The sequence below is a fragment of the Streptomyces sp. NBC_00016 genome, assembly GCF_045040885.1.
GTDB classification, from domain to species: Bacteria; Actinomycetota; Actinomycetes; order Streptomycetales; family Streptomycetaceae; genus Streptomyces; species Streptomyces coriariae.
In genome coordinates this window covers 8,667,739-8,692,927 of sequence record NZ_CP108304.1, presented here as the reverse complement: position 1 = coordinate 8,692,927, position 25,189 = coordinate 8,667,739, and the positions used below count along the sequence as shown (strand labels likewise).

Annotated in this window: 20 protein-coding genes and 2 pseudogenes; 7 read left to right on the top strand and 15 right to left on the bottom strand. The window is 70.9% G+C overall.

The window, feature by feature from the left end; genetic code table 11:
- Position 1: 1 nt before the first annotated feature.
- Together OG933_RS38555 and OG933_RS38550 are read right to left on the bottom strand one after the other, a co-directional pair.
- Positions 2 to 1,384, bottom strand: a complete 1,383-nt coding sequence (locus OG933_RS38555) for a prenyltransferase/squalene oxidase repeat-containing protein (RefSeq protein ID WP_405631638.1) — start codon at positions 1,382 to 1,384, stop codon at positions 2 to 4.
- Positions 1,381 to 2,127 (bottom strand): hypothetical protein, encoded by a 747-nt coding sequence (locus OG933_RS38550; RefSeq protein ID WP_362521405.1) that lies wholly within the window; start codon positions 2,125 to 2,127, stop codon positions 1,381 to 1,383. Before OG933_RS38550 ends, OG933_RS38555 begins: the two co-directional genes overlap by 4 nt.
- A 562-nt stretch (positions 2,128 to 2,689) precedes the next feature.
- Here OG933_RS38550 and OG933_RS38545 point away from each other — a divergent pair.
- From OG933_RS38545 to OG933_RS38535, 3 genes are all read left to right on the top strand, one after another.
- Positions 2,690 to 3,547 carry an SDR family oxidoreductase gene (locus OG933_RS38545; protein ID WP_405631637.1) on the top strand — a complete coding sequence of 286 codons (858 nt, stop codon included), beginning with the start codon at positions 2,690 to 2,692 and terminating at the stop codon, positions 3,545 to 3,547.
- Between the two features lie 156 nt (positions 3,548 to 3,703).
- The gene (locus OG933_RS38540) at positions 3,704 to 4,462 is read left to right on the top strand and encodes a nuclear transport factor 2 family protein (RefSeq protein WP_362521400.1); all 759 of its coding nucleotides are present in this window, start codon (positions 3,704 to 3,706) and stop codon (positions 4,460 to 4,462) included.
- Between the two features lie 113 nt (positions 4,463 to 4,575).
- On the top strand, positions 4,576 to 5,616 hold the full coding sequence (locus OG933_RS38535) for a macro domain-containing protein (RefSeq protein WP_405631635.1): 1,041 nt from the start codon (positions 4,576 to 4,578) through the stop codon (positions 5,614 to 5,616).
- 30 nt (positions 5,617 to 5,646) lie between these two features.
- Here OG933_RS38535 and OG933_RS38530 read toward each other — a convergent pair whose 3' ends face one another.
- Positions 5,647 to 6,558 carry a helix-turn-helix domain-containing protein gene (locus OG933_RS38530; RefSeq protein WP_405631632.1) on the bottom strand — a complete coding sequence of 304 codons (912 nt, stop codon included), beginning with the start codon at positions 6,556 to 6,558 and terminating at the stop codon, positions 5,647 to 5,649.
- A gap of 167 nt (positions 6,559 to 6,725) precedes the next feature.
- Between OG933_RS38530 and OG933_RS38525 the strand changes: the two genes are divergently transcribed.
- Positions 6,726 to 7,592 (top strand): NAD-dependent protein deacetylase of SIR2 family, encoded by an 867-nt coding sequence (locus tag OG933_RS38525; RefSeq protein ID WP_362521391.1) that lies wholly within the window; start codon positions 6,726 to 6,728, stop codon positions 7,590 to 7,592.
- A gap of 22 nt (positions 7,593 to 7,614) precedes the next feature.
- Here the strand turns inward: OG933_RS38525 and OG933_RS38520 are convergent, their stop codons facing one another.
- The 6 genes from OG933_RS38520 to OG933_RS38495 all read right to left on the bottom strand — a co-directional run bounded on the left by OG933_RS38520 (position 7,615) and on the right by OG933_RS38495 (position 14,962).
- Positions 7,615 to 9,132, bottom strand: a complete 1,518-nt coding sequence (locus OG933_RS38520) for a glycoside hydrolase family 43 protein (protein WP_405631629.1) — start codon at positions 9,130 to 9,132, stop codon at positions 7,615 to 7,617.
- A 178-nt stretch (positions 9,133 to 9,310) separates the two neighbouring features.
- Complete coding sequence (locus OG933_RS38515; RefSeq protein ID WP_362521384.1) at positions 9,311 to 9,472, bottom strand: hypothetical protein; 162 nt, start codon at positions 9,470 to 9,472, stop codon at positions 9,311 to 9,313.
- A gap of 73 nt (positions 9,473 to 9,545) precedes the next feature.
- The gene (gene amcB, locus OG933_RS38510; RefSeq protein WP_362521381.1) at positions 9,546 to 10,640 is read right to left on the bottom strand and encodes a cyclophane-forming radical SAM peptide maturase AmcB; all 1,095 of its coding nucleotides are present in this window, start codon (positions 10,638 to 10,640) and stop codon (positions 9,546 to 9,548) included.
- On the bottom strand, positions 10,633 to 13,077 hold the full coding sequence (locus tag OG933_RS38505) for a tetratricopeptide repeat protein (protein ID WP_405631627.1): 2,445 nt from the start codon (positions 13,075 to 13,077) through the stop codon (positions 10,633 to 10,635). The genes amcB and OG933_RS38505 overlap by 8 nt, the downstream gene beginning before the upstream one ends.
- A gap of 130 nt (positions 13,078 to 13,207) precedes the next feature.
- Positions 13,208 to 14,080 (bottom strand): GNAT family N-acetyltransferase, encoded by an 873-nt coding sequence (locus tag OG933_RS38500; RefSeq protein WP_405631626.1) that lies wholly within the window; start codon positions 14,078 to 14,080, stop codon positions 13,208 to 13,210.
- A gap of 111 nt (positions 14,081 to 14,191) precedes the next feature.
- Positions 14,192 to 14,962: a response regulator gene (locus tag OG933_RS38495; protein ID WP_362521372.1), complete on the bottom strand. Its 771-nt coding sequence runs from the start codon at positions 14,960 to 14,962 to the stop codon at positions 14,192 to 14,194.
- A 110-nt stretch (positions 14,963 to 15,072) separates the two neighbouring features.
- On the opposite strand from OG933_RS38495, the gene OG933_RS38490 reads away from it, so the two are divergent.
- Positions 15,073 to 16,680 carry an ATP-binding protein gene (locus OG933_RS38490; protein ID WP_362521369.1) on the top strand — a complete coding sequence of 536 codons (1,608 nt, stop codon included), beginning with the start codon at positions 15,073 to 15,075 and terminating at the stop codon, positions 16,678 to 16,680.
- A gap of 8 nt (positions 16,681 to 16,688) precedes the next feature.
- Entirely contained in the window at positions 16,689 to 17,909 is a 1,221-nt protein-coding gene (locus OG933_RS38485; RefSeq protein WP_405631624.1) for a PP2C family protein-serine/threonine phosphatase, read from the top strand.
- Here the strand turns inward: OG933_RS38485 and OG933_RS38480 are convergent.
- The 3 genes from OG933_RS38480 to OG933_RS38470 all read right to left on the bottom strand — a co-directional run bounded on the left by OG933_RS38480 (position 17,891) and on the right by OG933_RS38470 (position 20,437).
- Positions 17,891 to 18,493, bottom strand: coding sequence for a dihydrofolate reductase family protein (locus tag OG933_RS38480; protein WP_142268920.1), 603 nt, complete (start codon positions 18,491 to 18,493; stop codon positions 17,891 to 17,893). The two genes, OG933_RS38485 and OG933_RS38480, sit on opposite strands and share 19 nt — an antisense overlap.
- Entirely contained in the window at positions 18,490 to 19,344 is an 855-nt protein-coding gene (locus OG933_RS38475) for a metalloregulator ArsR/SmtB family transcription factor (protein WP_405633635.1), read from the bottom strand. The genes OG933_RS38480 and OG933_RS38475 overlap by 4 nt, the downstream gene beginning before the upstream one ends.
- 280 nt (positions 19,345 to 19,624) lie before the next feature.
- Positions 19,625 to 20,437 (bottom strand): VOC family protein, encoded by an 813-nt coding sequence (locus OG933_RS38470; RefSeq protein ID WP_405631620.1) that lies wholly within the window; start codon positions 20,435 to 20,437, stop codon positions 19,625 to 19,627.
- A 221-nt stretch (positions 20,438 to 20,658) separates the two neighbouring features.
- On the opposite strand from OG933_RS38470, the gene OG933_RS38465 reads away from it, so the two are divergent.
- Positions 20,659 to 22,422, top strand: a complete 1,764-nt coding sequence (locus OG933_RS38465) for an Imm49 family immunity protein (RefSeq protein ID WP_405631617.1) — start codon at positions 20,659 to 20,661, stop codon at positions 22,420 to 22,422.
- Positions 22,423 to 22,510: 88 nt separating this feature from the next.
- Here OG933_RS38465 and OG933_RS38460 read toward each other — a convergent pair.
- The 3 genes and pseudogenes from OG933_RS38460 to OG933_RS38450 all read right to left on the bottom strand — a co-directional run.
- Positions 22,511 to 22,828: pseudogene (locus OG933_RS38460) on the bottom strand (response regulator transcription factor); the annotation flags it as partial.
- Positions 22,825 to 23,208: pseudogene (locus OG933_RS38455) on the bottom strand (ATP-binding protein); the annotation flags it as partial. The pseudogenes OG933_RS38455 and OG933_RS38460, both read right to left, overlap by 4 nt.
- A 157-nt stretch (positions 23,209 to 23,365) precedes the next feature.
- Positions 23,366 to 25,171: a RecQ family ATP-dependent DNA helicase gene (locus tag OG933_RS38450; protein ID WP_405631614.1), complete on the bottom strand. Its 1,806-nt coding sequence runs from the start codon at positions 25,169 to 25,171 to the stop codon at positions 23,366 to 23,368.
- Between the last annotated feature and the right edge of the window lie 18 nt (positions 25,172 to 25,189).

Here is a 25,189-nt window from a genome sequence, read left to right as displayed (position 1 = left end):
CTCATCCTCGTCGTGCGGCCATGATGAACAGCGGAATCGCCACGACCCAGGCGCCCCAAGCGAGCACGAGGGCTTCGGTGTCCGCGCCGATCGCCCTCCCCAGGGTGGCGACGAGGCCGCTGCCCAGGGCGACGGCGGTCAACTCGATCGCGAGCACCTGTGGGGACAGCAAGGTCTTCCATGCCCGACGGCCCTCGTCGACGGGTGGTGTTGCCAGCACATCGGTGCGCAGACGCAGTTCTTCCTGAGCCTTCTCCAGCTCCGCGATACGCGGGACGACACTCGCCGTCAACACTTGGCAGACAGTCCGCCAGCGGGATGCCTCGACCGCCTCCACGTAACGGCTGAGCGCGTTGACCGCCTCGAGGACCGCCCAGGAGGCCGAGACGGCGGGAACGCCGGGGACCTGCCAGCAGAGTTCCTTCTCGTGCCGTTCGGCCAGGTCCTCGACCAGTCGGCGCACCGTGGGGTGGTGCACGTCGACTCCGAGTGCCAGTAGGGCGATCAGCGATCTCTCGGCGGGCAGGTGGGTCCAGCGCAGGCGGGCCGAATGCAGGCGGCGGGGCAGCCCTGAGGCGATGGAGGCAGGCAGCTGGTAGTGCTCGATCCATGGGACCAGGGGCGCCTTCGGAAGCGTCGTGAGCAGCCACTCCCTTGCGTCGTCGAGGGCGGCGGCACAGACCCATGGCATGTGGGCGGCCTGCATCCCCTCCACCGCGTGTGCCGTGTGGGCGGCCGTCGAGTGCTCGCCGTGCCGGATGCCCCAGCCACCGTCGTCGTTCTGTTGACGGACGAGCCAGTCGACTCCCCTCTCCCGCACCTGCCGGAGGGGGGCCGCCGACGCATGGCCCAGATCCAGCGCTCTCAGCGCGTAGGCCGTGGCCGTGACGTCACTCAGGTCGTCGGAGGCCAGACAGCCCCACCCGCCGTCGTCGTTCTGCGCGCGACTGAGCCACATCAGGCCCTCGTCGACCACCGGGTGTCCGCTGAAGAGCCCGAGTGCCGCCAGGGCGTGCAGGGACAAGCAGGTGACCAGAGTGAGGCTCAGGTGATCGGCGAACCCCGGTTTCGACCAGCCACCGTCGGCACACTGCTCGCTGCACAGCAGATCGGTCGCCTCGATCAGATGGACGTCCTGGCGCTTGACCCCCATGCGGATGAGCGACGACGCCACGCACGCGGTTCCCGTTGCGGTCGGGGGACCCGATTCGTCCAGGAACTGGGGCCAGCCGCCGGCCTCGGGGGGCTGGACGAAACGGCTGTAGATGTAGTGGTGCGCCTCTTGAAGGTCGGCCGAAACCTGGGCGATGTCCTGATCGATGCGCAGCAGCGCGTGTTCGAAGATCCGGCTCACATCGGTCCCGCCGGCGTCACCTGCCGTCATGAACGCTCCGGTTCCACGCCGTTGTGTTCGGCGGACTGAGCCGGGGCGCCGTCGGGCCTGCATTCAGGACAACGGCGTAACCCCTTCACGCGCGCCTCGCTCAGTGTCACAGCCGTCAGTTTGACGGTCTCGGTCCTGCGACAGTCCTTCCGGTGATATTCACGGCTTTTGCCGAAGGTGTTGCCCAGAGCGGCCGGAGTCGCGTAGACGAGTGGATTCTGACGACGGATCTCAGCGATGCTCATACGCACACTCACCGGATCCCTCGCCGCATCGGCCAACGGGTTCGATTCGCACGAAGACCGGTTCTCCAGGGCCGCGGCGACGATCGCCTCGGCCTGTCTCCGCGCGTCGGCGATGATCTCGTCCGCTTGCCGTCGGGCCGCCTCGAGCAACCCCGCGCATTGTTTCCGGACCGCCTGGACGTCGGTTTTTGCCGGGGGACCTTCGGTGGTGGCGATGCGTTCCCAGGCCCGCTCCCAAGGGGCGGTCCGGCTGATGCCGCACTGACCGAGGAAGACCAGCAGCACGGCCTTTCTCGGGAACCGTCGGCCCGCGAGCATGTCCGACGTCGTCGATCTGGAGAGTCGGACAGGCGCGTTGCGGGTGCGTAACTCCAGCTCGCGCAGGGAGGGGTGATCCGCACGGAGGTGGACGACACGGAGCAGGGCCGCCAGCTCTGGACGGGTCGTCACGGAGGTGAGTTCGTGGTCCACATCCGCCGTGTCAAGTCGCTCGATCACTGAACCACCCAGTGTCCGCACCTGTCCGCACCTGTCCGACGGCAGTCTAGGTCAGCCGCTGTGCGGCGAAAAGGGCGCGTCCTGGAACGGCTCCATTCGTCCGCCGACGCCATCACTTCGTCCGCTCGTCTTCTGGACACCCCGTCAAATCCCTTCTCCTTTGACCAGGATCCCCGGCACATCGGGGTGGGGAATGAAGAGGAGAGTCACATGCCGAGCGGAAATCCGATGAAGTCCGAAGACCGGTACTGGCGCACGCTCATCGCCATCGAGAGTTTCAAGGTGACGGTCTGGACCATTGTCCAGATCATCTCCGTCGTCGTGAATTTCATCTAGTGCCCGGCACTCGGAAGGCCTTTCGGCGGTCCCGCGCCCGCAATGGAGGGCGGGGCCGTTGACGGCATTTCAGCGGGAGGTGAGCTTCAACGGGTGACCGTAGTCGGCGTCATACTGTTCCGGCGCGACGCGCCCACGGCGTGTGCCTGCTCGTCGACGGGCTCGACTCCGGTTTCAATACACCGGCGTCAACCACCCGCACCGACCCGACGGAAGTGATGTCAGCATGACCGGATCACCCCGACCGACCCTGGTGGTCACCGGAGCCACGGGCCGACTCGGCGGTCGCGTCGCCCGTCGCCTGGCCGCGCGGGGAGTGGCCCAGCGGATGCTGGTCCGCAGCCCCGAGCGGGCACCGGAACTGCCCGGCGCCACACCCGTCCAGGGCGGTTACGGCGACCACGACGCCGTCCTGCGCGGTCTGGACGGTGCGCGGACCGTGTTCATGGTGTCCGCCTCGGAGAGCCCCGACCGGCTCGTCCAGCACAAGACCTTCGTGGACGCCGCGGCGGAGGCGGGGGTCGAGCACCTCGTGTACCTCTCCTTCTTCGGCGCCGCGCCGGACGCCACCTTCACCCTCGCCCGCGACCACTTCCACACCGAGGAACACATCCGTGCGCGCGGCCTGTCGTACACGTTCCTGCGCGACAACCTCTACGCGGAGTTCGTCCCCGACCTGGCCGGTGAGGACGGCGTCATCCGTGGTCCGGCCGGGCACGGACGTGCCGCGTTCGTCTCGCAGGACGACGTCGCCGACGCCGCCACCGCCGTGCTGACCCGCCCGGCCGAGCACGCCGGCAGCGTGTACGACCTGACCGGTCCCGACTCCCTGAGCTTCGCCGAGGCCGCGGTGATCCTGTCCGAGACGCAGGGCCGCACCGTCACCTATCTGCCCGAGACGGTCGAGGAGGCGTACGCCTCCCGCGCCTCCTACGGCGCGCCGCGCTGGCAGCTCGACGCCTGGGTGTCGACCTACACCGCCGTCGCCGCCGGTGAGCTCGACGGGGTCGGCGAGGCCGTGCCCCGCCTCACCGGCCGCCCCGCCACCCCGCTCGCCGACGTCGTCCGCGCGATCCGGGGCTGACCGGCGCGAGGCACCTCCCGCGACGTCACCGGCGCCGCGTACCGCAGTGATGTCACTTTTTGACCATCACAGGTCGCCAAAAGGCGACGGCAACCCTTCCGTGTCGGCCTAGTTTGAACACATCACCCCGCGCCACCGCCGACAAGGAAGACAGTCATGAGCGACAACAAGAACACGGTCCTCCAGGCCGCCACCGAGCTGTTCGGCGACAAGGACCCCTCCGCCGTGGACCGCTGGGTCGCCGCCGACTACACACAGCACAGCTCCCTCGCGGCCGACGGCCCGCAGGCGCTGCGCGGGCTGGTCGCCGGTCTCGGCGCCGACTTCCGCTACGAGAACGCCCGGGTCGTCGCCGACGGCGACCTGGTCGCCCTGCACGGCACCTACCACGGCTTCGGCCCGGACCCGCTCGTCGGCTTCGACGTCTTCCGGGTCGCCGACGGCAGGCTCGCCGAGCACTGGGACGCCCTGACCCCGTACGTCAAGGACACCGTCTCGGGCCGCTCCCAGACCGACGGTCCCGCCGAGACCACCGACGCCGACCGGACCGAGGCCAACCGCGCCCTGGTGACGGAGTTCGCGGCGAAGGTGCTCGTCGGCGCCGACTACTCGGTCCTGACCGACTACGTCTCCACCGAGACGTACCACCAGCACAACCCGGAGGCCGCCGACGGGCTCGACGGCTTCGGCGCGGCCGCCGCGCGATGGGCCGAGCAGGGCAGGAACCTCGTCTACACCGAGGTCCACCGGGTCATCGCCGAGGGAGATCTCGTCCTGGTGCAGTCCGAGGGCGAGTTCGGGGTGCCGGTCGCCTACTACGACCTCTTCCGCGTGGCCGACGGCAAGATCGTCGAGCACTGGGACGTCATCGCCCCCGTCCCGGCCGAACTCCCCCACGCCAACGGTCTGTTCTGACGGGGTCCGCACCGACTGCCGGCCGGGGCGCAGCGTCGCGCCCATGCCGGGGCCGGGCACTCCCCCGCCGCCCGTCCCGTTCACCGATCCACCGCACCAGCCGGAGCCGTTCCATGACCACTTCTCGGCCGCGGTTCAGCGATCCCGCCCGGACGGACGCCCGGACGGACGCCTGGACCGACCATGCCAGGATCGAGGGCCGCCCCTCGGCGTTGCCGCTGGCCGCCTACCGCAAGGCCGTCGCCCTGGACGAACCCTTCCTACCGTCCGCGGCCCCCGCCCCGGCCGATCAGCTGGACGAGCACGTGCGCACGGCGCTGCGCCTGCTCGGCACCGACCGGGCCATGTCGCAACTGGGCCTGCGAGTCGGCTCCCCGCGGGATCTCCGGCACGCCGACGCGGCCACGGCGCGCCGGCTCCTGCGTGCCGTGCTGACCGTCCGTGCTCCCGGGCCCCTGCCCGAGGGCGCCGAGGAGGCCGTGGACCGGGTACTCGGGACGGAACGCCGGCTGCGGCCGGGTGTCCCGGCGGGTCATCTGCCCACGATCGAGGAGGAGTTCCCCGGCACCGCCTTTCCGGCGGCCCGGCACACCGCGCTGTGGCGGGGCGACATCACCACCCTCGCGGCGGACGCCGTCGTCAACGCCGCCAACAGCGCCCTGCTGGGCTGCTTCCATCCCCTGCACGCCTGCATCGACAACGCCGTCCACCACGCAGCCGGGCCCCGCCTGCGCGACGACTGCCAGACCGTCGTCACCTTGCAGGGTGTCTCCGAACCGACCGGCGGCGCCAAGATCACTCGCGGCTACCATCTCCCCGCCCGCCACGTCCTGCACACCGTCGGCCCGATCGTCGACGGCCGGCCCCGCGCCGGTGACGCGCGGGCGCTGGCCTCGTCCTACCGCGCCTGTCTGGACCTGGCTGCCGAGGTCGGGACGATCCGCACCGTCGCCCTATGCGCGGTGAGCACCGGCGTCTTCGGTTACCCCAAGGACGAGGCCGCCCTCGTAGCCCTGCGAACGGTCGCCGACTGGTTCGACGAGCGCCCCGGCAGGTTCGATCGAGTCGTGTTCACCGTCTACGAGGACGCCGACGAGAGCGCCTACCGCCGCGCCCTCGCCCCGCGGACCCGGCCTTCCGACGCACCCCGGTAGGGCGCCGAGCCCGACGGGACCCTTCTCCGCTCATCCCGGCCCGTGGTCCTCGGCACGACCGCGGACGACGGTGCGGAAGTCGATCGGGGACCGACCGACCCGGTGCAGGAAGTACTTGCTGAACTGGGACGGATGGGCGAAGCCCAACTGGTCCGACACCTGGGCCGCGGTCCGGTCGCTGTGCGCGAGCAGCCGCTTGGCCTCCAGGACGACCCGGCGGTCCACGAACTCCTTGGCGCTGAGCCCGGCAGCGGTCAGGGTGGCCCGGGCGAGCGTGCGCGCGGAGTAGCCGAGCATGTGGGCGTAGTCCTCCACGCGGCGGGTGCGCGTGAAGTGCCGCTCGACAGCGTCCCGGAAGCGCAGGTAGGTCTCGTCCGGCTCCGGGGCGAGGCTGCCGACCGGGACCGTGAGGTGGGCCAGACGCAGCACGAGGACCGCCAGGAGATGGCGGAGGGCGGCCAGATGCACATCCAGGGGCAGGTGGCCGAGGGCGCGGAACTCACGGCTCAGGTGCTCCACCGCGAGGTCGAGCGCCTCGGCGTCCTCGGCGACGGGGGTGCTGACGACGGGTGCGTGCGGGTCGTCGATGCGGGCCGCCGTCGCGGTGGCCGCGTCGAGGAACTCCTGCCGGAAGAGGATCAAAGTGCCCTCGGCCATGGTCAGGTCGCCCCACTGCTGCACCTGCCCGGGGCGCACCCACAACCAGGAGCCCGGCCGCAGGACATGACCGGCGAAGTCCACCGTGTGCCGGAGGTCTCCCGACGTCAGGGCGAGCAGATGGTGGAAGTCGGGACGCTGCGGCCGGGTGAGGATGCGCTCCGGTACCCGCCCCCGCAGGTCGGCCAGCGACATGACCTCGACGCCGGCGGGCGTCCCGGCCGGCGCGGCGAAGGGGACCTCGGGAATCTCTCGCGAGGAACCCTGTCGGTTTTTGGCCATCATCAGTCAGAAGTGTATCCCGATGACATCTCGCCTTCCTCGTACGTTGAAGGTGTCCCGCAGACAGGGGCGCCTTGAGTGACGGAAAAAGACAAGGCAACGAACAAGGCGACGAACAGAACCACGAACAGGCCTCGAACAAGGCCACGGATGGGAAGGACCCCGCAGTCGTGAGCACCACGAGCAAGCTCCCTCGCTCCGCAGCAGAGGCGGCCGACACGTTCCGCGCCTGGCTGGGAGAGGCGGACCGGATCCTGGTCGCGGCCGGTGCCGGCCTCAGCGCGGCCGCCGGCTACGACTACGGCGACGCCGAGCGCTTCGGGCAACTGCTTCCCGCACTGCACCGCCTCGGCCTGCGCTCGCGCTACCTGCTCGGGGTGCCTCTGCCGAGGGACATGATGTGGGGCTACTGGGCCGTCCACATCGACGACATTCGCTACAGCAGCGGTCCGAACCCGCTCTACCAGCGGCTGCGGGAACTGGTCGGCGACCGCGACCACCGGGTGATGACGTCGAACGTCGACGCGCTGTTCGTCCGCAACGGCTTCGCGGCGGACCGCGTCTTCACCCCCCAGGGCGACTACGGCCGTCTCCAGTGCACCGTGCCCTGCACGCGGGAGACCTGGTCCAGCAAGCCGTTCCTCGACGCGGTCCTCGCGGCGTACGACCGGGAGAGCGGTCGCGTGCGCGACGAGGAGGCCCTGCCGCGCTGCCCCCACTGCGGCGGGGAGGTCTTCCCCAACGTCCGGGTCGGCCCCGAGTTCGTCGACGACGCCCATCTGCCCGCCGGCCGGCACCTGGCCCGCTGGCTCGAACGGAACCCCGACGACGGGAACCTGCTCGTCGTGGAGATCGGCGCCGGGTTCAACACCCCCGGCGTGATCCGGCGCCCCATGGAGAACCTGGTGCGCCGAACGCCTCGGGCCCGACTCGTCCGGGTCAACCCCGAACACCCCGAGGTCCCCGCCGGCCTCGCCGGACGAGCCCTGTCCGTCCCTCTGGACGCGGACCTGCTCCTGCGCGAACTCCTCGTCTGAGGGGCTTCGGACCCGGGGCGGGTCAGCGATCGACCGGCTCGTACGCGAACCAGTCGAAGTGGACGGCGCCGTCGCCGGCGAACATGCCGATCACTCGGCCGGTGAAGCCGCCGGCGACCTCCGTGGAGAGGTACTTCCCGTCCAGTGAGGCCAGTTCGACGAAGGTGCCGTCCGGCTCCTCGATGCCGAACGTGACGATGTCCGGGCCGGTGCGGGCATCGTGCACGGCGTGCACGGCGGCCACCTCGATGCGGAGGACCACGGGACCGGGGGGTGTCGACCGGGACGCCACCACGGTGTCCGACGGACCGATGCGGGCCCGCACCCGCACCTCACCGGACGAGGCCTCGATGTCGTAGTGATGCTGCTCGTCGAGGCGGACGGCGAGGCCCCCGCGGCCGTCCGCGACGTCGGCCAGGACGCGCACCCGGCACGACATGTGTTGCTGGCGCCGGCCGACGAACGTCACGTCGGTGTCGTCGAGCGATCCGCCGCGGGCCCGCAGGGTGAGCCAGCCGGGCTTCTCCTTCGTCGTGCACACCTCCGGCGGTCGGTGCCGCAACGAGACCCAGAACGGGGCGAGTTCACTCAACTCGAAGTCGTCCCGGTCCGGCAACTCAGGCTGCGGCAGCAACGGCCAGGGAGGTGCGGGCATCGAGGTGGACAGTTCACCGACGACCGGCCAGTCGTCCACCCAGTCGACCGGCACCAGATACGTCTCCCGGCCGAGTACATGCCACCCCGGGGAGCCACCGCCCGGCCGTACGCCGAGCAGCACCATCCACCACGAGCCGTCGGGCGCCTGCACCAGGTCCGCATGGCCGGTGTTCTGGATGGGATGGTCGGTGCCCCGGTGGGTCAGGATCGGGTTGGCCGGGCACGGCTCGAACGGGCCCGTGGGTGTGCGGCCGCGGGCGATCGAGACGCTGTGGCAGCGCTCGGTGCCGCCTTCGGCGATGAGCAGGTACCAGTAGTCGCCGATCCGGTAGAGGTGCGGTGCTTCCGGGGCCTTGGCGCCGGGGCTGCCGGACCAGAGCCGGCGCTGCGGGCCGAACGTCTCCCCGGTGTGGGGATCGATGCGGATCTGCCCGACTCCGGCGGTGGTGCACCAGCAGTTGCCGTCCTCGTCCCAGGCGAGGTCCGGGTCGATGCCGTGCACTTTGGGCAGCCGGACGGGGTCGGACCAGGGACCGGCCGGGTCGGTGGCCGTGACCAGCAGATTGCCGTCGGCGCTCACATTCGTGACGATCAGCCAGAAGCGGCCGTCGTGGTGGCGGAGCGTGGGGGCGTAGACGCCGCCCGAGGACGGGGTGTCGAGCGGCAGGCGCAGCTGACTCGGCCGGTCGAGGGCGTTCCCGAGCTGCGTCCAGTGCACCAGGTCCCGGCTGTGGAAGATCGGTACTCCCGGGAAGTACTCGAAGCTGGAGCAGGCCAGGTAGTAGTCCTCCCCTACCCGGCACACGGACGGATCCGGATGGAAGCCCGGAATCACCGGGTTGTCGACGGTCTCGGTCTTCTCGGGCCTGCTCGACACCCTCATCGAGTCCTTTCACTGGTGTGACCCGCCGGAGGTTCCGACGGAGCCGGTCCGGTCGGTTCAGGCGGAGCGGGACGATCACGATCGAGTAGGCGCGGCGCGCCGCTTCCTGTCAATTTCTCCGCCACGTACCGAAAGTTTCCGTCGCCGTCCCGGGCCTGCCGCGACGGCAGTGAAGCGGCTACTCGGTCTCGTCCTTCTCCTTCTCCTCCTCCTCGTCCTTGTCGTCGTTCCCGCGTCCGTCGTGCCAGGGGTCCTCGGCGGCGGAGACCAGCACGTCCGCCCGTGGAGCCGCACCCGCGGCCGGGGCGGCGGACGACTCGAGGCCGGTTTGAGCCAGCAAGCCGGTTTGAGCCAGCAAGGACGACAGGGCGGCCCGGTGAGATTCGATGCGCTGTGACAGGCTTTCGCCGATTTCAGGTGTGTCCGACACTACGAAGCAGTCCTTCCATGAGTCGCTTCTTGCTGTTCCGGCAGTACGCGGTCTCCGTGACGTCGAACCGTCCCGTCTCGAAGTATTTGTTCGCCGGCTGCCCGCCGAGGCAGTAGGCGAAGTGGTCGCACGTCGCCCGGCACGCTGCCATACCCTGAATGCTCTCGGCCACCCAGGCGGCTTGCGGCGCGCGTCGTACCAGGTCGGTGAGGTCGGAGTCCGTGACGTTGCCCACGGTGAACGGGCCGTGGCGCCGGGAGGAGAATCCCACCAGGTCCGGTCCCAGCAACGTGACTTCGCCGTCCCAGCCGATCATGGGCATGGGGTCGCGGTGGGCCTGCGTTCGTCGCGCGGCCGTTTCGGTCAGTGTCGCCGAGACATAGCGGAGCGCGTGATCGAACTCCCTTATCCGCAGACGCCGGTCGGCTCTCCAGCGGGTGGCGAGAGCGGACCAGAAGGCGGTGACCCGCCCGTCGTCCACCTGGCTCCCGGTGTGGACACCCTTGCGTTCCACGATGTTGATGCCGAGGGACCGGCACCCGAGTGCCACGAACCAGTCGTACAACTCCGCCGCGACGGCGGGATCGGGGTCCTCGACCACTGCGATCGCCCCGAAAGGAATGTCATGGCGTCGCAGTACCGCGATACCACGAAGAGCGAGGTCGAAGCTCTCCCGCCCGGCGCGGGTGGTCCGAGCTCGGTTCGCCTGCCTCGGGCCGTCGAGACTGACCGTCACGTCGATCCGTCGGCGGGTGAACACCTCGCACCATGCGTCGTCGATGAGTGTGGCGTTGGTCTGCACGGCGTGAGTGACGCGGCCGTGGCCGTTCCGGAACCGTCCGAGCAGTTCGGTGAAGCGTGGCACGCCGAGCGCGAGCGGCTCCCCACCGTGCCAGACGACACGCACCGGATGCGCGGACGACCAATCGGTCACCGCACGCGCCACGGCATCGGCCACCTCCACGGACATGCGCCTGCGAGCGGATCGGTCGGGGAGATAGCAGTACGAGCAGTCGAGGTTGCACAAGGTGATGGGCTGAAGGAAGACGACCGAGGCGGTCCGGGCCAGCTCAGTCATCGCCTGCCTCCGAGCCGACGGACTCGACCGGAACGCCCAGAGCCGTGATCCGTCGCATCGCCGCCCGGGCAGCATCGTCGGAACCGGCCCGCCGGTACAGGACAACCGACTCCCGCCAGGCCCGCACCGCCTCTTCGGCCCCGCCGACGGCGAGTACGGCGGCGGCGTAGAGGTCGAGCGAGCAGGCTTGTCCATAGGCGTCGAAGAAGACGTCGCGCAACAGCGTCAGAGCCTGTTCATGGCACCGGACGGCGTCTTGGTGACGCCCTGCCGACCGCAGCGTGTTCCCCAGATCGTTGAGGATCACGGCCTCGCGGTACTGCTCCTGCTGTTGCCTCAGGGAGACCAGCGCCTCGGTGTGGTGCTCGATCGCTTCCGGGAACCTGCCCATGGCATGGAGAGTGAGTGCGAGGTCATTGCGCGCGCTGGCCGCGCGCTCGGTATGGCCCAGCGTCTGGAAGAACCTCACGCACAGCGTGTGGTCGTGGAGCGAGGCGTCGAGCTGTCCCAGACCCCGCAGGACACGCGCCCGGTTGTTGGTGGAGATGGCCTCCATGATCGTGTCCCCGAGCGAGCGGTACGCGACCCGGGCCGCGTCGAGATGTGTCAGGGCCTCGGCGAAGTGCCCCGTCCTGAACAGCAGGACGCCCAGTCCGTTCTGCGTCATGGCCGCGGTGCGAACGGCTCCCGAGGCACGCAGCAGGCTGTCCGCCTCCTGGAACGCCTCCAGGGCCTGGTCGAAATGGCGGGCTTCGAGCAGGGCGTTGCCCAGGTTGTACCGCGCGGTGCCCTCTTCGCGCAGCGCTCCGAGCGCGCGGAAGAGTTCCAGAGCGCGCCGGTGCGCGCCGATCGCCTCTTCCCCTCGTCTCAGGTAGCGAAGGGCTATCCCGAGATTGTCGTACGCCATTCCCTCGAAGCTCCGGTCGCCGAGCAGGCGGGCGCCCTTGGCTGCGTGCTGGTACACCTCTGCGGCGTCGTCGAAGTGGTGCCTCCAGGCCAGGTAGTGGCTCAGACTGAGCGCGAAGCGCACTCCGCTCTCGGCGTGCTCCGGATCGGCGGCCCACTGAGAGGCCGCGACCAGCCCTTCGCGTTCCGTGTCCAGCCAGCGCAGCGCCTCGCCCCGGTCGGTGAATCCACCGGCTCGGGGCCGCTCGGGAACCGTTTGGAGATACGCGTGGCTGTCGGCGACGCGCTGCCGGAACCGGCCGAGCAACCGGGCTCGCGCCGCCTGCCCGTCGGCGGCGAGGGTGGCATCTGCCCGGGTCCTGAAAACACCGTATGCGCGCACCAGGTCGTGCATACGCCAGCGACCACGGCTGCTGCCGGTCTCGATCAGGTGGGCCCGAACGAGGACATCGAGCGACCGCGGGGCGGGCGACGCCCCGCCGAGCGCGGTGAGCGCTTCCGGCCCCGCCTCGGATCCGGGCGCGAGGGCGATCAGGCGGAACAACCGTGCCGGGTCGTCTCCCAGGCGTCGATACGACGTGTCGAAGGCCGCCCTCATCGCTCGCTCACCGTCGTCCAGGCAGTCGATGCGGGTCGCCCTGTCGGCGAGCTCGTCCGCGAGCTCCGCGACCGGCTTGCAGGGGTCGTTGACGAGGAGCGCGGCGGCGATGTGCAGGGCGAGCGGAAGGTGTCCGCACAAGCCGCTCAGTCGGCGCGCCTGGTCGGGATCCCCTGCGATGCGCGCGTCGGTCGGGTCCGCCGATCCGAGTGCCGTAGCCAACGCCTCCACCGCATGCTCCGGAGAAAGCACCCCCAACCGCAGCATCTGCGCGCCGAGTTGTGCCAGGACATCGCGGGAGGTGACCAGGACACGGTGCCCCGGACGGCCCGGCAGGAGCGGTCTCACCTGGGAGGAATGGGAGGCGTTGTCCACGACGACCAGGAGTGCACCTTGTTTCTCGGCAACCTCGGCCAGCACCGACCGGTACAGCCCGGCTCGTGCGTCGGCGCTCGCCGGCACGTGGTCTTGAGAGACACCGAGTGCCAGCAGAAGCTGTTCCAGCGCCTGCTCCGGGGCCACCGGGACGTCGTCGTAACCGTGCAGGTCGAGGAAGACCACTCCGGCAGGGAAGAACCCGCGGTGTTGAGCCATGTGCGCGGCTTGCAGGGCGAGCGCGGTCTTGCCGACGCCACCCATCCCGGTGACCGAGGACACCAGGACGGCACCGCGGGCCGGTTCGTCGGGGTCCAGCGAATCCAGCAGTGTCCGTAGTTCACGGTCGCGTCCGACGAATCCTCTTGCGGGGCCGGGGAGTGACTGCAACGCCAGCGGGCCCGGGACGTGGTGATAGTGGTGTTCCACCTTCTTGGCCACCACCTCGCCGTGGAACAGCCCGGAACGGAAGTCGAGCAGGTCCGCTCCGACGCTGGTACTCGTGTCCTCTTCACCGCGTGTGACGCCGTCCGGATCGCTGTCGGTCCCCGTTCCCATGTGTCCATGATGCGACGAGTGACAGCGTCGGCATACTGCCCTGCGGCCACGGAATCGGTGCCGAACGCGGATGAACCACCGGCGAGACGCTCTCGGTTCCGGCACCCCGCCCACGGTCGTGCGATGCGGCTCAGGCGTCCCGGTACAGGTCCCGGGTCGCGGGCAGTTGCCGGAAGCCGGCCGACCTGTAGGTGGCGACGGCGCCCACGTTCGCGCTCGGGGTGCAGACGATCGCGCTCGACGAACCGAGTTCCCGAAGTACGGCCGCCGCGGCGACGGTGATCGCCCTGCCATGGCCGTGACCGCGATGTTCCCGGTGCACGCCCATCGGCTCGAGCAGGCCGGGCCTTCCCGGACCGGCCGACCACACCGTCACCGCCGCCACCGCGTTGTCCCGGGCGTCGTACCCGACCAGACACCGGGCGTCGGCGTACGGCGATCCGGCCGCCATCGCGTGCCAGTGCTCGTCCGTGAACGTCGACCTGTCGAACGCCGCCCGCTGTACGGCGGTCCGCGCGGGGACCTGCCCCGGCCCCGGCCCGGTCACCTCGATCCGTAGGCCTGGATCCTTCACCGGCCGCGTGAGGTCGCGGCTCAGCGGCGTCCACGGTTCGTCGGCGTGCCAGCCGTGCTCGAGCAGCAGATCCTGGAGCAGTGCGCCCGTCGGCGCCTCGACGGACACCCTGCCCGCCGGCAGTACGCCGCGCTCGGGCTCGGTCAGGTCATCGAGCAGCTGCTGCGCCGGCTCCTCGTCCCGTCGAGCGTCCGGGGCGATCGTCAGCCGCAACAGCCGGGGCTCGTCCAGCAGTCCGACGGCGAGAATCCGTCCGTCCCGGCTCCAGGTCCGGACCGCCGCGGCCGTCGCCTGCGCACCGAACCGCCAGAACCAGCCCAGGTCCCCCGGATGCAGTTGCGTCGGCGCCCCGTCGCACTGCCACTCCCGCAGCGCGCCCACGGCCTCGCTCAGCCCGTCGGCTTCCGGCTTGCCCAGCACCATCGCCATACCCCCGATGACACACCACCGCGCCGACCGCCCGCACCCGAATTCCGGTGGGCGGGCGTGGTCGGGGTTCGGGGGCGGGGGTTCGGGGGCGGGGGTTCAGGGGGCGGGAGTTCAGGGGCGGGGCCGGGTGGCGGTGTCGAGGTAGAAGGCGTCGATGCTCTGGACGGCCTGCTCGAACTCGTCCAGGTTGACGGGCTTGGTCACGTAGGCGTTGGCGTGGCTGCTGTATGCGTCGGTCACATCGCCGGGGGCCGTGGACGTGGTGAGGACGACCACGGGGATGGTCTGCAGGTCCTCGTCGTTCTTGAGGACCTTCAGCAGCTCGCGGCCGTTCATGCGCGGCATGTTCAGGTCGAGGACGATGAGGTCGGGCCGCGGGTTGCCCGGGGTACGCAGGTGCTCCAGAGCGGCGACTCCGTCGGTGACCTGGACCAGGTTGCGCGCTCCACGCTCGGAGAGGGCCTCCTCGATGAGCATCGCGTCGGCGACGTCGTCCTCGACGAGCAGGACGTCGAACGGGCGGGCGGGGGTGGTCATCATCGGATGCTCCGTGGGTGTCTCGTCAGAGTGGTGAAAGAGCCCCGGCCAGCGGCGCCGGGCGCCTTGGCGGGTCAGGCCGCAGGCGGCGCCGAGCTGCGGGTAGCCCGCTCCCGCGCGGGCGGCAGCCACGGCTGCTTCCCGCTGGAGCCGTTCGGCGGCCTGTTGGAGCTGGTCCAGCAGGTGGAGCAGGGCCAGGGCCTGTGCCGGATCGTCCGGTGCCGGTTGCTGAGGCCTGTCCAGCAGCCGGTGGGCAAGGCGCTGGGCAAGGTTGCCGACCGCGGCGTCCGCGATGACGGACGTCTCCTGCGGACTGGTCCGCAGATCGAAGTTCTTGCCTGGCATACCTGGCACTCTATGGTCCGCGAGGAGTTCGCGACAACAAGCGTTGTCGCCGTCTAGAGTGTCCTGACCGTTGCCTTCGGGCAAATGTTCGCAGCGAGGAGTTCCACAGAATGACCGGCAGTGAGAGACCACCGCGTACGCGGTGGCTTTCCACGTGGACGACCCGGCGGTGGCTTCGCGTGGGCGCGGCCGCGTCCCTGGCGGTTCTGGCACTTCTCGGTGTCACGGGAGCATGGGTCCTGGCGCGGACCGAGTCGATCAGCAGGGACCTCGTGGACGTGCGGTCTCCCGCGCTGACCACGGCGATCCGGCTGGAGTCGGCCCTTCTCGACCAGGAGACCGGGATCCGCGGCTACGGGATCACCGGCACTGCGGACTTCATCACTCCTTACCAGGAGGGCCTGGCCGAGCAGAAGTCGAGCATCGCGCAACTCACCGAGCTGCTCGTCGGCGACCGGGCCGGCCTGGACGACCTGAAGGCCGTGCAGGACGCGTTGGCCACGTGGCAGGAGAGGATCGCGCGGCCGATCGCCGCCTCGCCGGCCGGCTCACCCTCACCGCTGGCCACCGAACGGGCAGCGGAGGGCAAGAAGGCCTTCGACGACGTACGTGCCGCCCTGAGCGCGCAGCAGGAGCGGCTGCGCGCGGAGCGCGTCCGGGCGAGGGACGACCTGATGGCCACGATGGCCCTGCGGAACGTGGTCTTCGGCGCCGCCGCGGTGCTCGTCGTCGTCCTCACCGCTTTCGTCTTCGAAGGACTGCGCCGCGGCATCACCCGGCCGCTGGATCAGCTCGGCGCGGACGCCCGCACCATCGCCGACGGCGACTTCGACCACCCCATCTCCCCGACCGGCCCCGCCGACCTGCGGCGCCTCAGCGGTGAGATCGAGTTCATGCGCCGCCGTCTCGTACGGGAACTGGCCTTCAGCGAAGAGGCGCGTCAGCGTCTCGACGCGCAGGCCGCGGACCTTCAGCGCTCCAACGCGGAGCTGGAGCAGTTCGCGTACGTCGCCTCCCACGATCTTCAGGAGCCGCTGCGCAAGGTCTCCAGCTTCACCCAGCTCCTCCAGCGGCGCTACGGAGGGCAACTCGACACCCGGGCCGACCAGTACATCGACTTCGCGGTCGACGGCGCGAACCGTATGCAGGTCCTCATCAACGACCTGCTCGACTTCTCCCGGGTCGGACGGATGCACAACACCCACCAGAGCGTCGACCTGGACACGGTGCTGGAGCGGACCCTGTCCGCGCTGAGCGTCGGCATCGAGGAGGCCGGAGCGACGGTCACCCACGATCCGCTGCCGACCCTGGTCGCCGACCCCACCCAGATGGGCATGCTCTGGCAGAACCTGATCGGCAACGCCGTCAAGTTCCGCCGCCCCGGCGAAGCGCCGAAAATCCATGTGACGGCGGTCCGGGAAGACGAACTGTGGCGGTTCACCGTCACCGACAACGGCATCGGGATCGCTCCGGAATACGCCGACAAGGTCTTCGTGATCTTCCAACGGCTGCACACCAAGGACGCCTACTCCGGCAGCGGCATCGGCCTCGCGATGTGCAAGAAGATCGTCGAATTCCACGGCGGCACCATCGGCGTCGACACCGCGTACCAGGACGGCACCCGCATCTCCTTCACCCTGGCACCCGAGCCGCCGGCGAACCCCGGCCCGTCCACCCTGCCGGAGGCCGACCGCGCCGGCACCGAGCAGACACGATGACCACAGCGATGACAACCGGTCCCGAAACGGCGCCCGACGAGCCGATGTACCGCATCCTTCTGATCGAGGACGACCAGGGCGACGCCCTGCTCGTCGAGGAGCTCCTGTACGACACGGGGCTGCGGTTCGAGCTGACGACCCGCACCACCCTGGCCGAGGCCCGCACCGAACTGGCCGGCGCCCCGATCGACTGCGTCCTCCTCGACCTGCACCTCCCCGACGTGTCGGGCATCGACGCGGTCGCCGCCGTGCGGGCCCTGGCCCCGCACACCGCCGTCATCGTCCTGACCGGGCTGTCCGAGGCCCAGGCGGGCACCGACGCCATGGCCGCCGGAGCCCAGGACTACCTCGTCAAGGGCAAGGTCGAAGCGGACCTGCTGCACCGGACGGTGCGCTACGCCGTCTACCGCAGCCAGACCGAGCGCGCGAGTTCCGAAGCCCAGGCCTCCCGGCTGCGGGCGGAGGAGAACGCCCGCCTGGAACGCGGCCTGCTGCCCCAGCCGATGCTCGACACCTCCACCGTGCGAGTGACCTCCCGCTACCTGCCCGGCGCCGCGATGGCCCTGCTCGGCGGGGACTTCCTCGACGTGGTGGAGGGAGACGACGGACTGCTGCACGCCGTCGTCGGTGACGTCAGCGGACACGGCCCCGACGCCGCCGCGCTCGGTGTCTGCCTGCGCATCGCCTGGCGTTCCCTCGTGCTCGGCGGGCACCGCGGCGAGGACCTGCTGCACCTGATGGAACGCATCCTGATCGCCGAACGCGGCGACCAGCAGCTGTTCGCCACGTGCACCCTCCTCACCCTCGACCAGGACACCGCGACCGCCACCCTCCACCTCGCCGGCCATCACGAGCCCCTCCTCACCACGGCCGAGGGAACCCGGGAACTGAGCGCCGCGCACGGCATCGCCCTGGGTATCGTTCCCGGGCTGCGCAGCTGGCCCTCCACCGTCATCCCGCTCCCGGCCACGGGGGCCCTGACCCTCTACACCGACGGCCTCACCGAGGGGCACAACGGGGCGACGAACGAACGGCTCGGCGTCGAGGGACTGCTCACGCTGATCGGAACCCTGCCGTCGGCAGACCCGGCCGCTCATGTCGACCTCCTCATCAAGGAGACCCACGAGCTGAACGCCGGACGCCACTCCGACGACCTCGCCGTGCTCCGCCTCGACTGGGGCGTCCGCCCCGGCGCCGGCGCCGAGGGAACTCAGCGGACCCGGTCGTAGACGAGGGCCAGCGTGCCGTGCTCGCCCGCCGTCTGGCTGACGAGCGTCCACCGATGCGCGGGCAGGCCGTCGTCGAAGAGGCGTGGCCCGCCGCCGAGGAACACCGGAAAGACCGTGAGCGCCAGCCGGTCGACCTCGTCGGCCGCCAGCAGCGCCTTGACCACGCTCGCGCTGGAGAGCACGAGAATGTCGCCGCCCTCGGTGGCCCTGAGGTCCGCGACGACCTCGGCGGCCGGCTTGTCGACGAGCGTCGTGCGCTCCCACGGCGCCTTGTCGAGGGTCGAGGAGAGAACCACCTTGTCGGAGTCGACGAGCCACTTCGCGAAGCCCTCGTCGCGCGGGTCGGCGCCCTCCATACCGATGACGGTGGGCCAGAAGCCGAGGAATCCCTCGGCGTTGACCCGCCCGAGCAGGGCCGTCGTGGCCGGCTCCCAGAGGCTGGTCAGGTGGTCGCGGGCGACGTCCGTCACGGCGTACGGCATCACCCAGCCCATGTCCACGGGGTTGTCCGGTGCGGCGTAGCGGCCGTCGAGGGAGAGGGCCATGTTGGTGACAACTCGACGGCCGGCGATCTGCTCTGTCATGTCGCGCTCCTCGTGTCGGTGCGGGCCGTGCGGTCTGCGCTGTTGGTGAGGGTTCCCGCGAGCTTGTCGAGACTCTGGCCGAAGCCGATCTCGATGCCCGCGACGAAGTCCGCCGACTCGACGGTGCTGTCGGTCATTCGCCAGCGGACGTCGAGGTCCGTGCCCGCGCCGGTGCGCCGCAGGTCCATGTCGATGTGAGCGGTGAAAGCCGGGCGGCCGTCGGGAAGCAGCGGGGAGAGCCGGTAGGCGAGGCGCTCATCAGGGCTCACGTCGACGACGACGCCCTCCGCGCGCCCGGCGACCGGGTCGGACTCTCCGGTGTCCTCGGCGTCGCGGTACTCCTGGACGATCCGCCCACCGGGCCGTGCCTCGAAGACGAGTTCGCAGACGCGGAGCTCGTCGGGGGTCCACCAGCGCGCGAGCAGGGCGGTCTCCGTCAGGTGGCGCCAGACGAGCTCGGGGCGTCCCGGCAGTGACCGGTGGAACGTGAAGGAGCGGTCGTCGGCCCACCCCGGCTCCCGCGCGGCGAGCCGCTCCGTGTGGACGCTGAGCCCGTAGCGGTCGTACGTCGTGTGCGGGCCGCCGACCTGGTCCGCGGCATCGGCGAGTCGACTCAGCGCGGCCGCCAGCTCGCGCAGGGGGCCCGGCCGGAGCGCGTAGATCCGGCGCTGACCGGTGCGCTGCGAGGTCACGATGCCGGCCCGCTCAAGGGTCTGAAGGTGCTTGGTCGTCTGCGGTTGGCGCGCGTCGGCGAGCTGAGCGAGAACGCCCACCGGGCGGGGCCGCTCGGCCAGCAGGCTCACGAGCCGCCGGCGGACCGGGTCGGCCAGTGCGGCGAGGAGTGGGTCCATGGCGTCCATGAGCACGAGTATTCCTGAAGGCGAATATTCGTGTCAAGGAATATTTTCGGCGGAGCCGTCCAGCAGCCGTCGCAGCGCTCGGTGCAGAACCCGGTGTCGCCCTCACCACCCGCCCGGAGAGCAGCACACCGGGTCCGGCGGCATACAGGTGCCCCGTCCCGCCGCGACCCGCGACGAGCGGGCGCGGAGAGCGGGAGCGGATGGCGGGAGCGGATGGCGGGAGCGGATGGCGGGAGCGGATGGCGGGAGCGGATGACGGGAGCGGGCGCGTTCAGCTCGGGGAGGACGGGGTGAGCACCACGAAGTCGGCGTCGGACCGGTCGAGGCAGACGGCGAGCCGGCCGACGCCCTCCGCGTCCGTCGGTCCCATCTGCACGCTGCCGCCGTCCCCGGTGACCGCGGCAACGGCGGCGTCACAGTCGGCGACGGCGAACACCGGGTGCCAGTACGCCTGCCCGCCCGCCAGGGCGAGGTCCTCCTCGCGGACCTGCATCAGGCCGCCCTGCATACGCTCCTCGGGAAGCCCGGCCGGCGTGATGAGGGTGTACGTGCCTCCGCCGCCCGGCATTTCCGTGTCGCTGAACTGCCAGCCGAAGACCGCGCCGTAGAACTCCTTCGCGGCCGCGGCGTCGCTCGTGTACAGCTCCGTCCAGGAGAGCGATCCCGGCACGTCCGCCAGCTCGAAGCCCGCGTTCTTCCCTGGCTGCCAGACCGCGAACTGGCCGCCCGACGGGTCGGTGTACTGCGCCATCCGCCCCCACTCACCGAGATCCCTCGGGGGCACCCGGACCGTACCGCCCGCGCCCTCCACCGCCTGGGTGGTGGCATCCGCGTCGGTGACGCGGTAGTAGATCATCCAGGCCGAGCGAGCGCCCTCCTCGGACAGCTTGCCCAGACCGGCGACGGTCTTGCCGTCCTTCTGGAACATCCCGCCTTCCATGTCCCCGCCCTCGCCCTCGCCCCCGCCCATGGACTCGTAGTCCCAGCCGAGCACCGAGCCGTAGAAGGCCGCGGCGGCGCGGACGTCGGGTGCCCCGAGGTCGAGCCAGCAGGGGGAGCCGGGAGTGAGGTCGGTCGTGATCACGGCTGTTCCCTTCGCAGGTCCTGTGTCGTTTCAGCGTGACACCGGCCACCGACAATCGCGCGTCGGCCGCGTCCAGGGGCTCCCGACGCGGCCGAGCGCTCCGGGCACGAAGGCGCAGCCGGCCGTCGACAGGACGCGTCTGCGGTCCACCGCACCCTCGGCATGGGTGTCAGAGCCTGCGCCTAGGCTGGCCTCCAGACAAGTGATCAAGGAGCGGCGTAGTGCGGATAGAGCGTCACCAGGTGGGCGGGGCAGTGGTTTCGGCGGCGCGCGAGGACTTCGCGAACCGGATCGGGGGGCAGGTCCCGTCGATGTCGAAGGCCGGTCGTATGGCCACGTACGAGTGGACGTCGATCGCCGAGGAGTTTCTCGACTACCTCGGTGCCCTGTCTGTCGAGACACCTGACCTCGACACCCCGGAGGCGAAGGCGGCGCTCAAGGATGCCACCGAGGCCGCGGCGGGCGCGGTGGCCTTCGCGGCGTACTTCCCGCACTGCTCCTTCCACGTCACGCTCAACTACGTGAACTTCGGCATGGGGTACGACGCCGAGGACGAGGACGCGGCCGAGGAGAGCGTCACCCCGGGCGAATGGATCGACGCGTTCTGTCTCGCCGTCCTCTCGGACAAGGCCAAATGGCACGGAGAGGCCTTCCACTTCGCCCGCCAGAAGTTCGGCGCCGGCACGGACGGAACGCCCGCCGCCGAGCTGATCAAGGGCTTCATGGCACAGGTTCTCGACGACACGGGAGACGACGACGCGGACCACCCCCCGAGCACCCAGCACAAGCTCGCCGCCCTCGACGCCGCGCTGTCCCGTATCCGCAGCCGCCAGGAGCAGACGGGCGAAAGCCTCCTCGGCCGGCCGCACAGTGTGGCGCTCACGACCCTGCGCGCCCTGGCCGCCGAGGACCGGGCGGGCTTCGACTCCGGACTGACCGCCCTCCTGCTGCCCCACAGCGCCCTGCCCGGCCCCGGCGCCTCGCCCGGCAGCCTCCTCCCGCTGCTGCCGGTCGCCCTGGCCGCGCTCGCGTACCGGACCCTGGGCTGGGCACCGGCCCTCGAGACCGACTACCTGCCGCGCGCCCTGGTCACCGGCTTCGAGAACCGCGGCCCGCGCGTCGAGGGCTTCGGCCGCCGCCGGCGCCCGGAGGCGGTCGCCGCGCTGGCCGCCGGGCCGCTGACGGTAGGGCGGCCGGCGCTCGAAAGGGCCCCGGCCCCGGAGAGCGAGGCCCTGTTCGACCAGTACACCCGGGAGGCCCTCACGCCGGTGGACGGGCAGTCCCTCGCCGTCCGGCAGCTCGGGAGCGCCCTGCGCTATCAGGAGCTCCTGTTCAAGTGGCGTGCCTCGGACTCCGGTGACGTCACGGACGCCCAGCTCGAGAACCTGCGCCTGGCCTCCCAGCTGGGCGCGGCCCTGTTCCGCATCGCCCTCGCCGAACCGGGCACCGAGGCCCGGGTGACGGTCGACGGCCGTACCCTCGGCTACCCGGCCACCCGTGGCGAGGACACGAGCGCGGGCAACTGGCAGACCGCCACCGCCTTCGCCCTGATCACCGGCGTACGCGAAGACCTCGCTCCCCTGGTCCTGACCGGTCCCACCTTCACCTCCGAGGACCGCTCCGCGTTCGCGTCGTACCGCGTGGCCCTCCACGACTACCTGAAGGGCGCCGACCCGGAGCCGGCGATGGAACGGGCGCTGCGGGACATCGGCAAGGCCGGGGACTGGGGCTTCTTCCCGCCGCCTGGAGCCCTCCTGTCGCAGCTCGTGGAGGGAGACGAGGAAAGCTTCAACCTGGCCCTGGCCGACGCTCTCGAAGCCCACCGCGACCACTACCGGGTCGCCGACCGTGCCGACGACCCGGACGCCCGGTTCGACCTCGACGCCCTGGCCCTGGCCTGCCACGCCCGCCGCAGAGGCTGGAACGTCCGCGTCGAGTCCCCCTACCTGCCCCAACGGCTGCTCCAGGCGGCCGAGCCCTTCTAGGACATGAACCGAACGAGAGTGTGCCAGGAGGTCGGCTGGACGGATGCTGGGAACGCATCGGGGTGCATCCGGCCGGCCGCGTGCAGCCGCCGATGAAGCCGCCGGCCCCCGCGCGCAGCGCCTGAGCGACGTACTCCTCGGTCTCGTACGTGGTGAGGACCAGGATGCGGCTGGCACGCAGTTCCGGGTCCGCGCAGATCTCCGACGTGGCGGTGAGACCGTCCACCTCGGGCATACGGATGTCCATGATCACCACGTCCGGGCGCAGCTCACGGGTGAGTCTCACCGCCTCCCGGCCGTCGGCGGCCTCACCGACCACGGTGATGTCGTCGGCGCTGTCGAGAAGTATGCGGAAGGCCTCGCGCAGCAGGGCCTGATCGTCGGCGAGCAGTACCCGGAGCGTCACGGCGCATCCCCGGCCTCTCCGCCGCCCGTTCGGCCGGCGCCTGTCGTTCCGTCGGCCGTGCGCCCCTGGACGGTCGTCGCTCCGTCGGTCCTGCGCGTCGTGTCCTTCGCGGGCGGGAGGGGCAGTTGGGCGGAGACGAGGAAGCCGCCCTCCGGGTGCCTGCCCGCCGAGAGGTCTCCGCCGGCCGGGGTGGCCCGTTCACGCATCCCGATCAGACCGTAACCGGGCGGCCGGTCCACCGCCGTGGACGCGCTCGGTCCCGCGGGTGGGGCGGACGTCGTACGGGCGCCCCTGCCATCGTCGGCGACGGTGATGGCGAGACGATCGCGCTTCCAGGCGAGGCGCACCCGGGCGGTAGCGGTACCGGCGTGCTTGGTCACACGCCGACTCGGACCGTGGTCCGACCTGGACTTCAGCGACCCGCGCCACGACCGGACCGACACGCCCCCGGCGGACGGGTCGACCGACGTCGGGCGCTCCTCACGGTGGCGCCACGCACGCGGTGACGCCATCAGGCAGCACCATGCGGGTCCGGCGTCAGCGTGGTGAGTCGGGCAACGCGGCGAGCAGCTGCTTGTCCGTCACCACGGCCAGCGACAGGGTGCGATAGCCGACCGACTCGAACAAAATGGTGATCTTGCCGTCGCCCTCGCTCATGACCTCTCCCTGACCCCACCGGTCATGGCGTACGAGGACGCCGGGCTGGTAGGGGTGGTCGTCCGCCGCGGGCCGTGCGACGGTCTCCACCGCCCGGACGGCACCCGCGGAGCCGCCCGCACGCGCACCGGCCCGGGTCCACCGGCGCTGCCGCGTGGCCGCCTTGTACGGCCGTCCGGCGGCCTCGGACCGCTCGCGCCTCAGCGCGTTCGCAGGCTCGGCCACCGGGCCCGTGCAGTTGCCGCACGCCCCGCACGGGACGGGGACGGACTCGCCGAAGTACCCAAGGAGGAACCGCCGTCGGCAGTCGGTCGTCTCGGCGTACCCGCGCATCATGTCGACCCGGGACTGTTCGAGCTTGCGGTGCGTGGCGTGGACGGCGAGGGCGCTCTGCACGGCGGCGTCGACGTCGTCATCCGCGGAGGCGCCGACGACGCCGGCCGCGCCGGTGAAGCGGCTGCCGTCCCGTCCGGTACGGACGGCCCCGGCCTCCTCCAGCAGGTTCAGCACGGCGGACAGCGCCGTCGCGCCGAGTTCGCAGTCGGCCCGGAGCCTGGTCGCGCCCACGGCGCCCTCCTCGCCGCGCAGCCGCTCGGCGACGCGGCGCAACGCGTCGGCGTCGGGAGCACCGGCGGCGAAGAAGCGTTGCAGGCCCAGATCCTGCGGACGGTAGGCGAGGATCGCCCTGGCCGGTGCCCCGTCGCGGCCGGCCCGGCCGATCTCCTGGTAGTAGGCGTCGAGCGAGCCGGGGACGGAGGCGTGCAGCACGAACCGTACGTTCGCCTTGTCGATGCCCATCCCGAACGCCGAGGTCGCCACGACCACGTCGAGTTCACCGGAGCTGAAGCGGTCCTGGGTCTGGCCGCGCTCGGCGGCGGGCCGGCCCGCGTGGTAGCTCGCGGCGGACAGTCCGAGGTCGCTCAACTGCTCGGCATAGCTGTCCGCGGCCCGCCGCGTTCCCGCGTACACGATTCCCGGCTTCTCCTCGACGGCGGCCCGCTCCACGACGAACCGCTCCTTGGCGGCTGCGTCCTGAAAGGTCGACACGTCCAGGTGGATGTTGGGACGGTCGAAGCCGGCCACTATCTCCACCGGGTCGTTCATGCCGAGACGTTCGGCGATGTCCCGTCGCACCGGGGCCGCCGCGTTCGCGGTCAGGGCGAGCACCGGCGGGTTGCCGAGCCGCTCGCGCGCGTGGCGCAGCCGCAGGTAGTCCGGCCGGAAATCGTGCCCCCAGGACGACACGCAGTGTGCCTCGTCCACCACCAGCAGCCGGGGCCGGACGGCGGCGAGCCGGTCCGTGACGTCCGGCTTGGCGAGTTGTTCCGGAGCGAGGAAGACCACGTCGACCGAAGAGGCGCTGATGCGGGCCCACGCCGTCTCGTTGTCGCTGCGGCGCTGCGCGGAGTTGATGGCGGCGGCGCGCAGCGCACCGGATCCGAGCAGGCTTTGCATCTGGTCCCGCTGAAGCGCGATCAGCGGCGAGACGACTACGACCGGACCGCCGAGCAGGACCGCAGGCACCTGGTACACGGCCGACTTGCCCGCGCCGGTCGGCATGACGGCCAGTACGTCACGCCCCTTCATCACGGCCTTCATCGCACTCAGTTGGGCCGGACGCAACTGCTGCCAGCCGAACACCCGACGGGCGGTGCCGCGCAGACGACGGGACGTGAGTGCGAACATGGTTCTCCTTGAAGGATG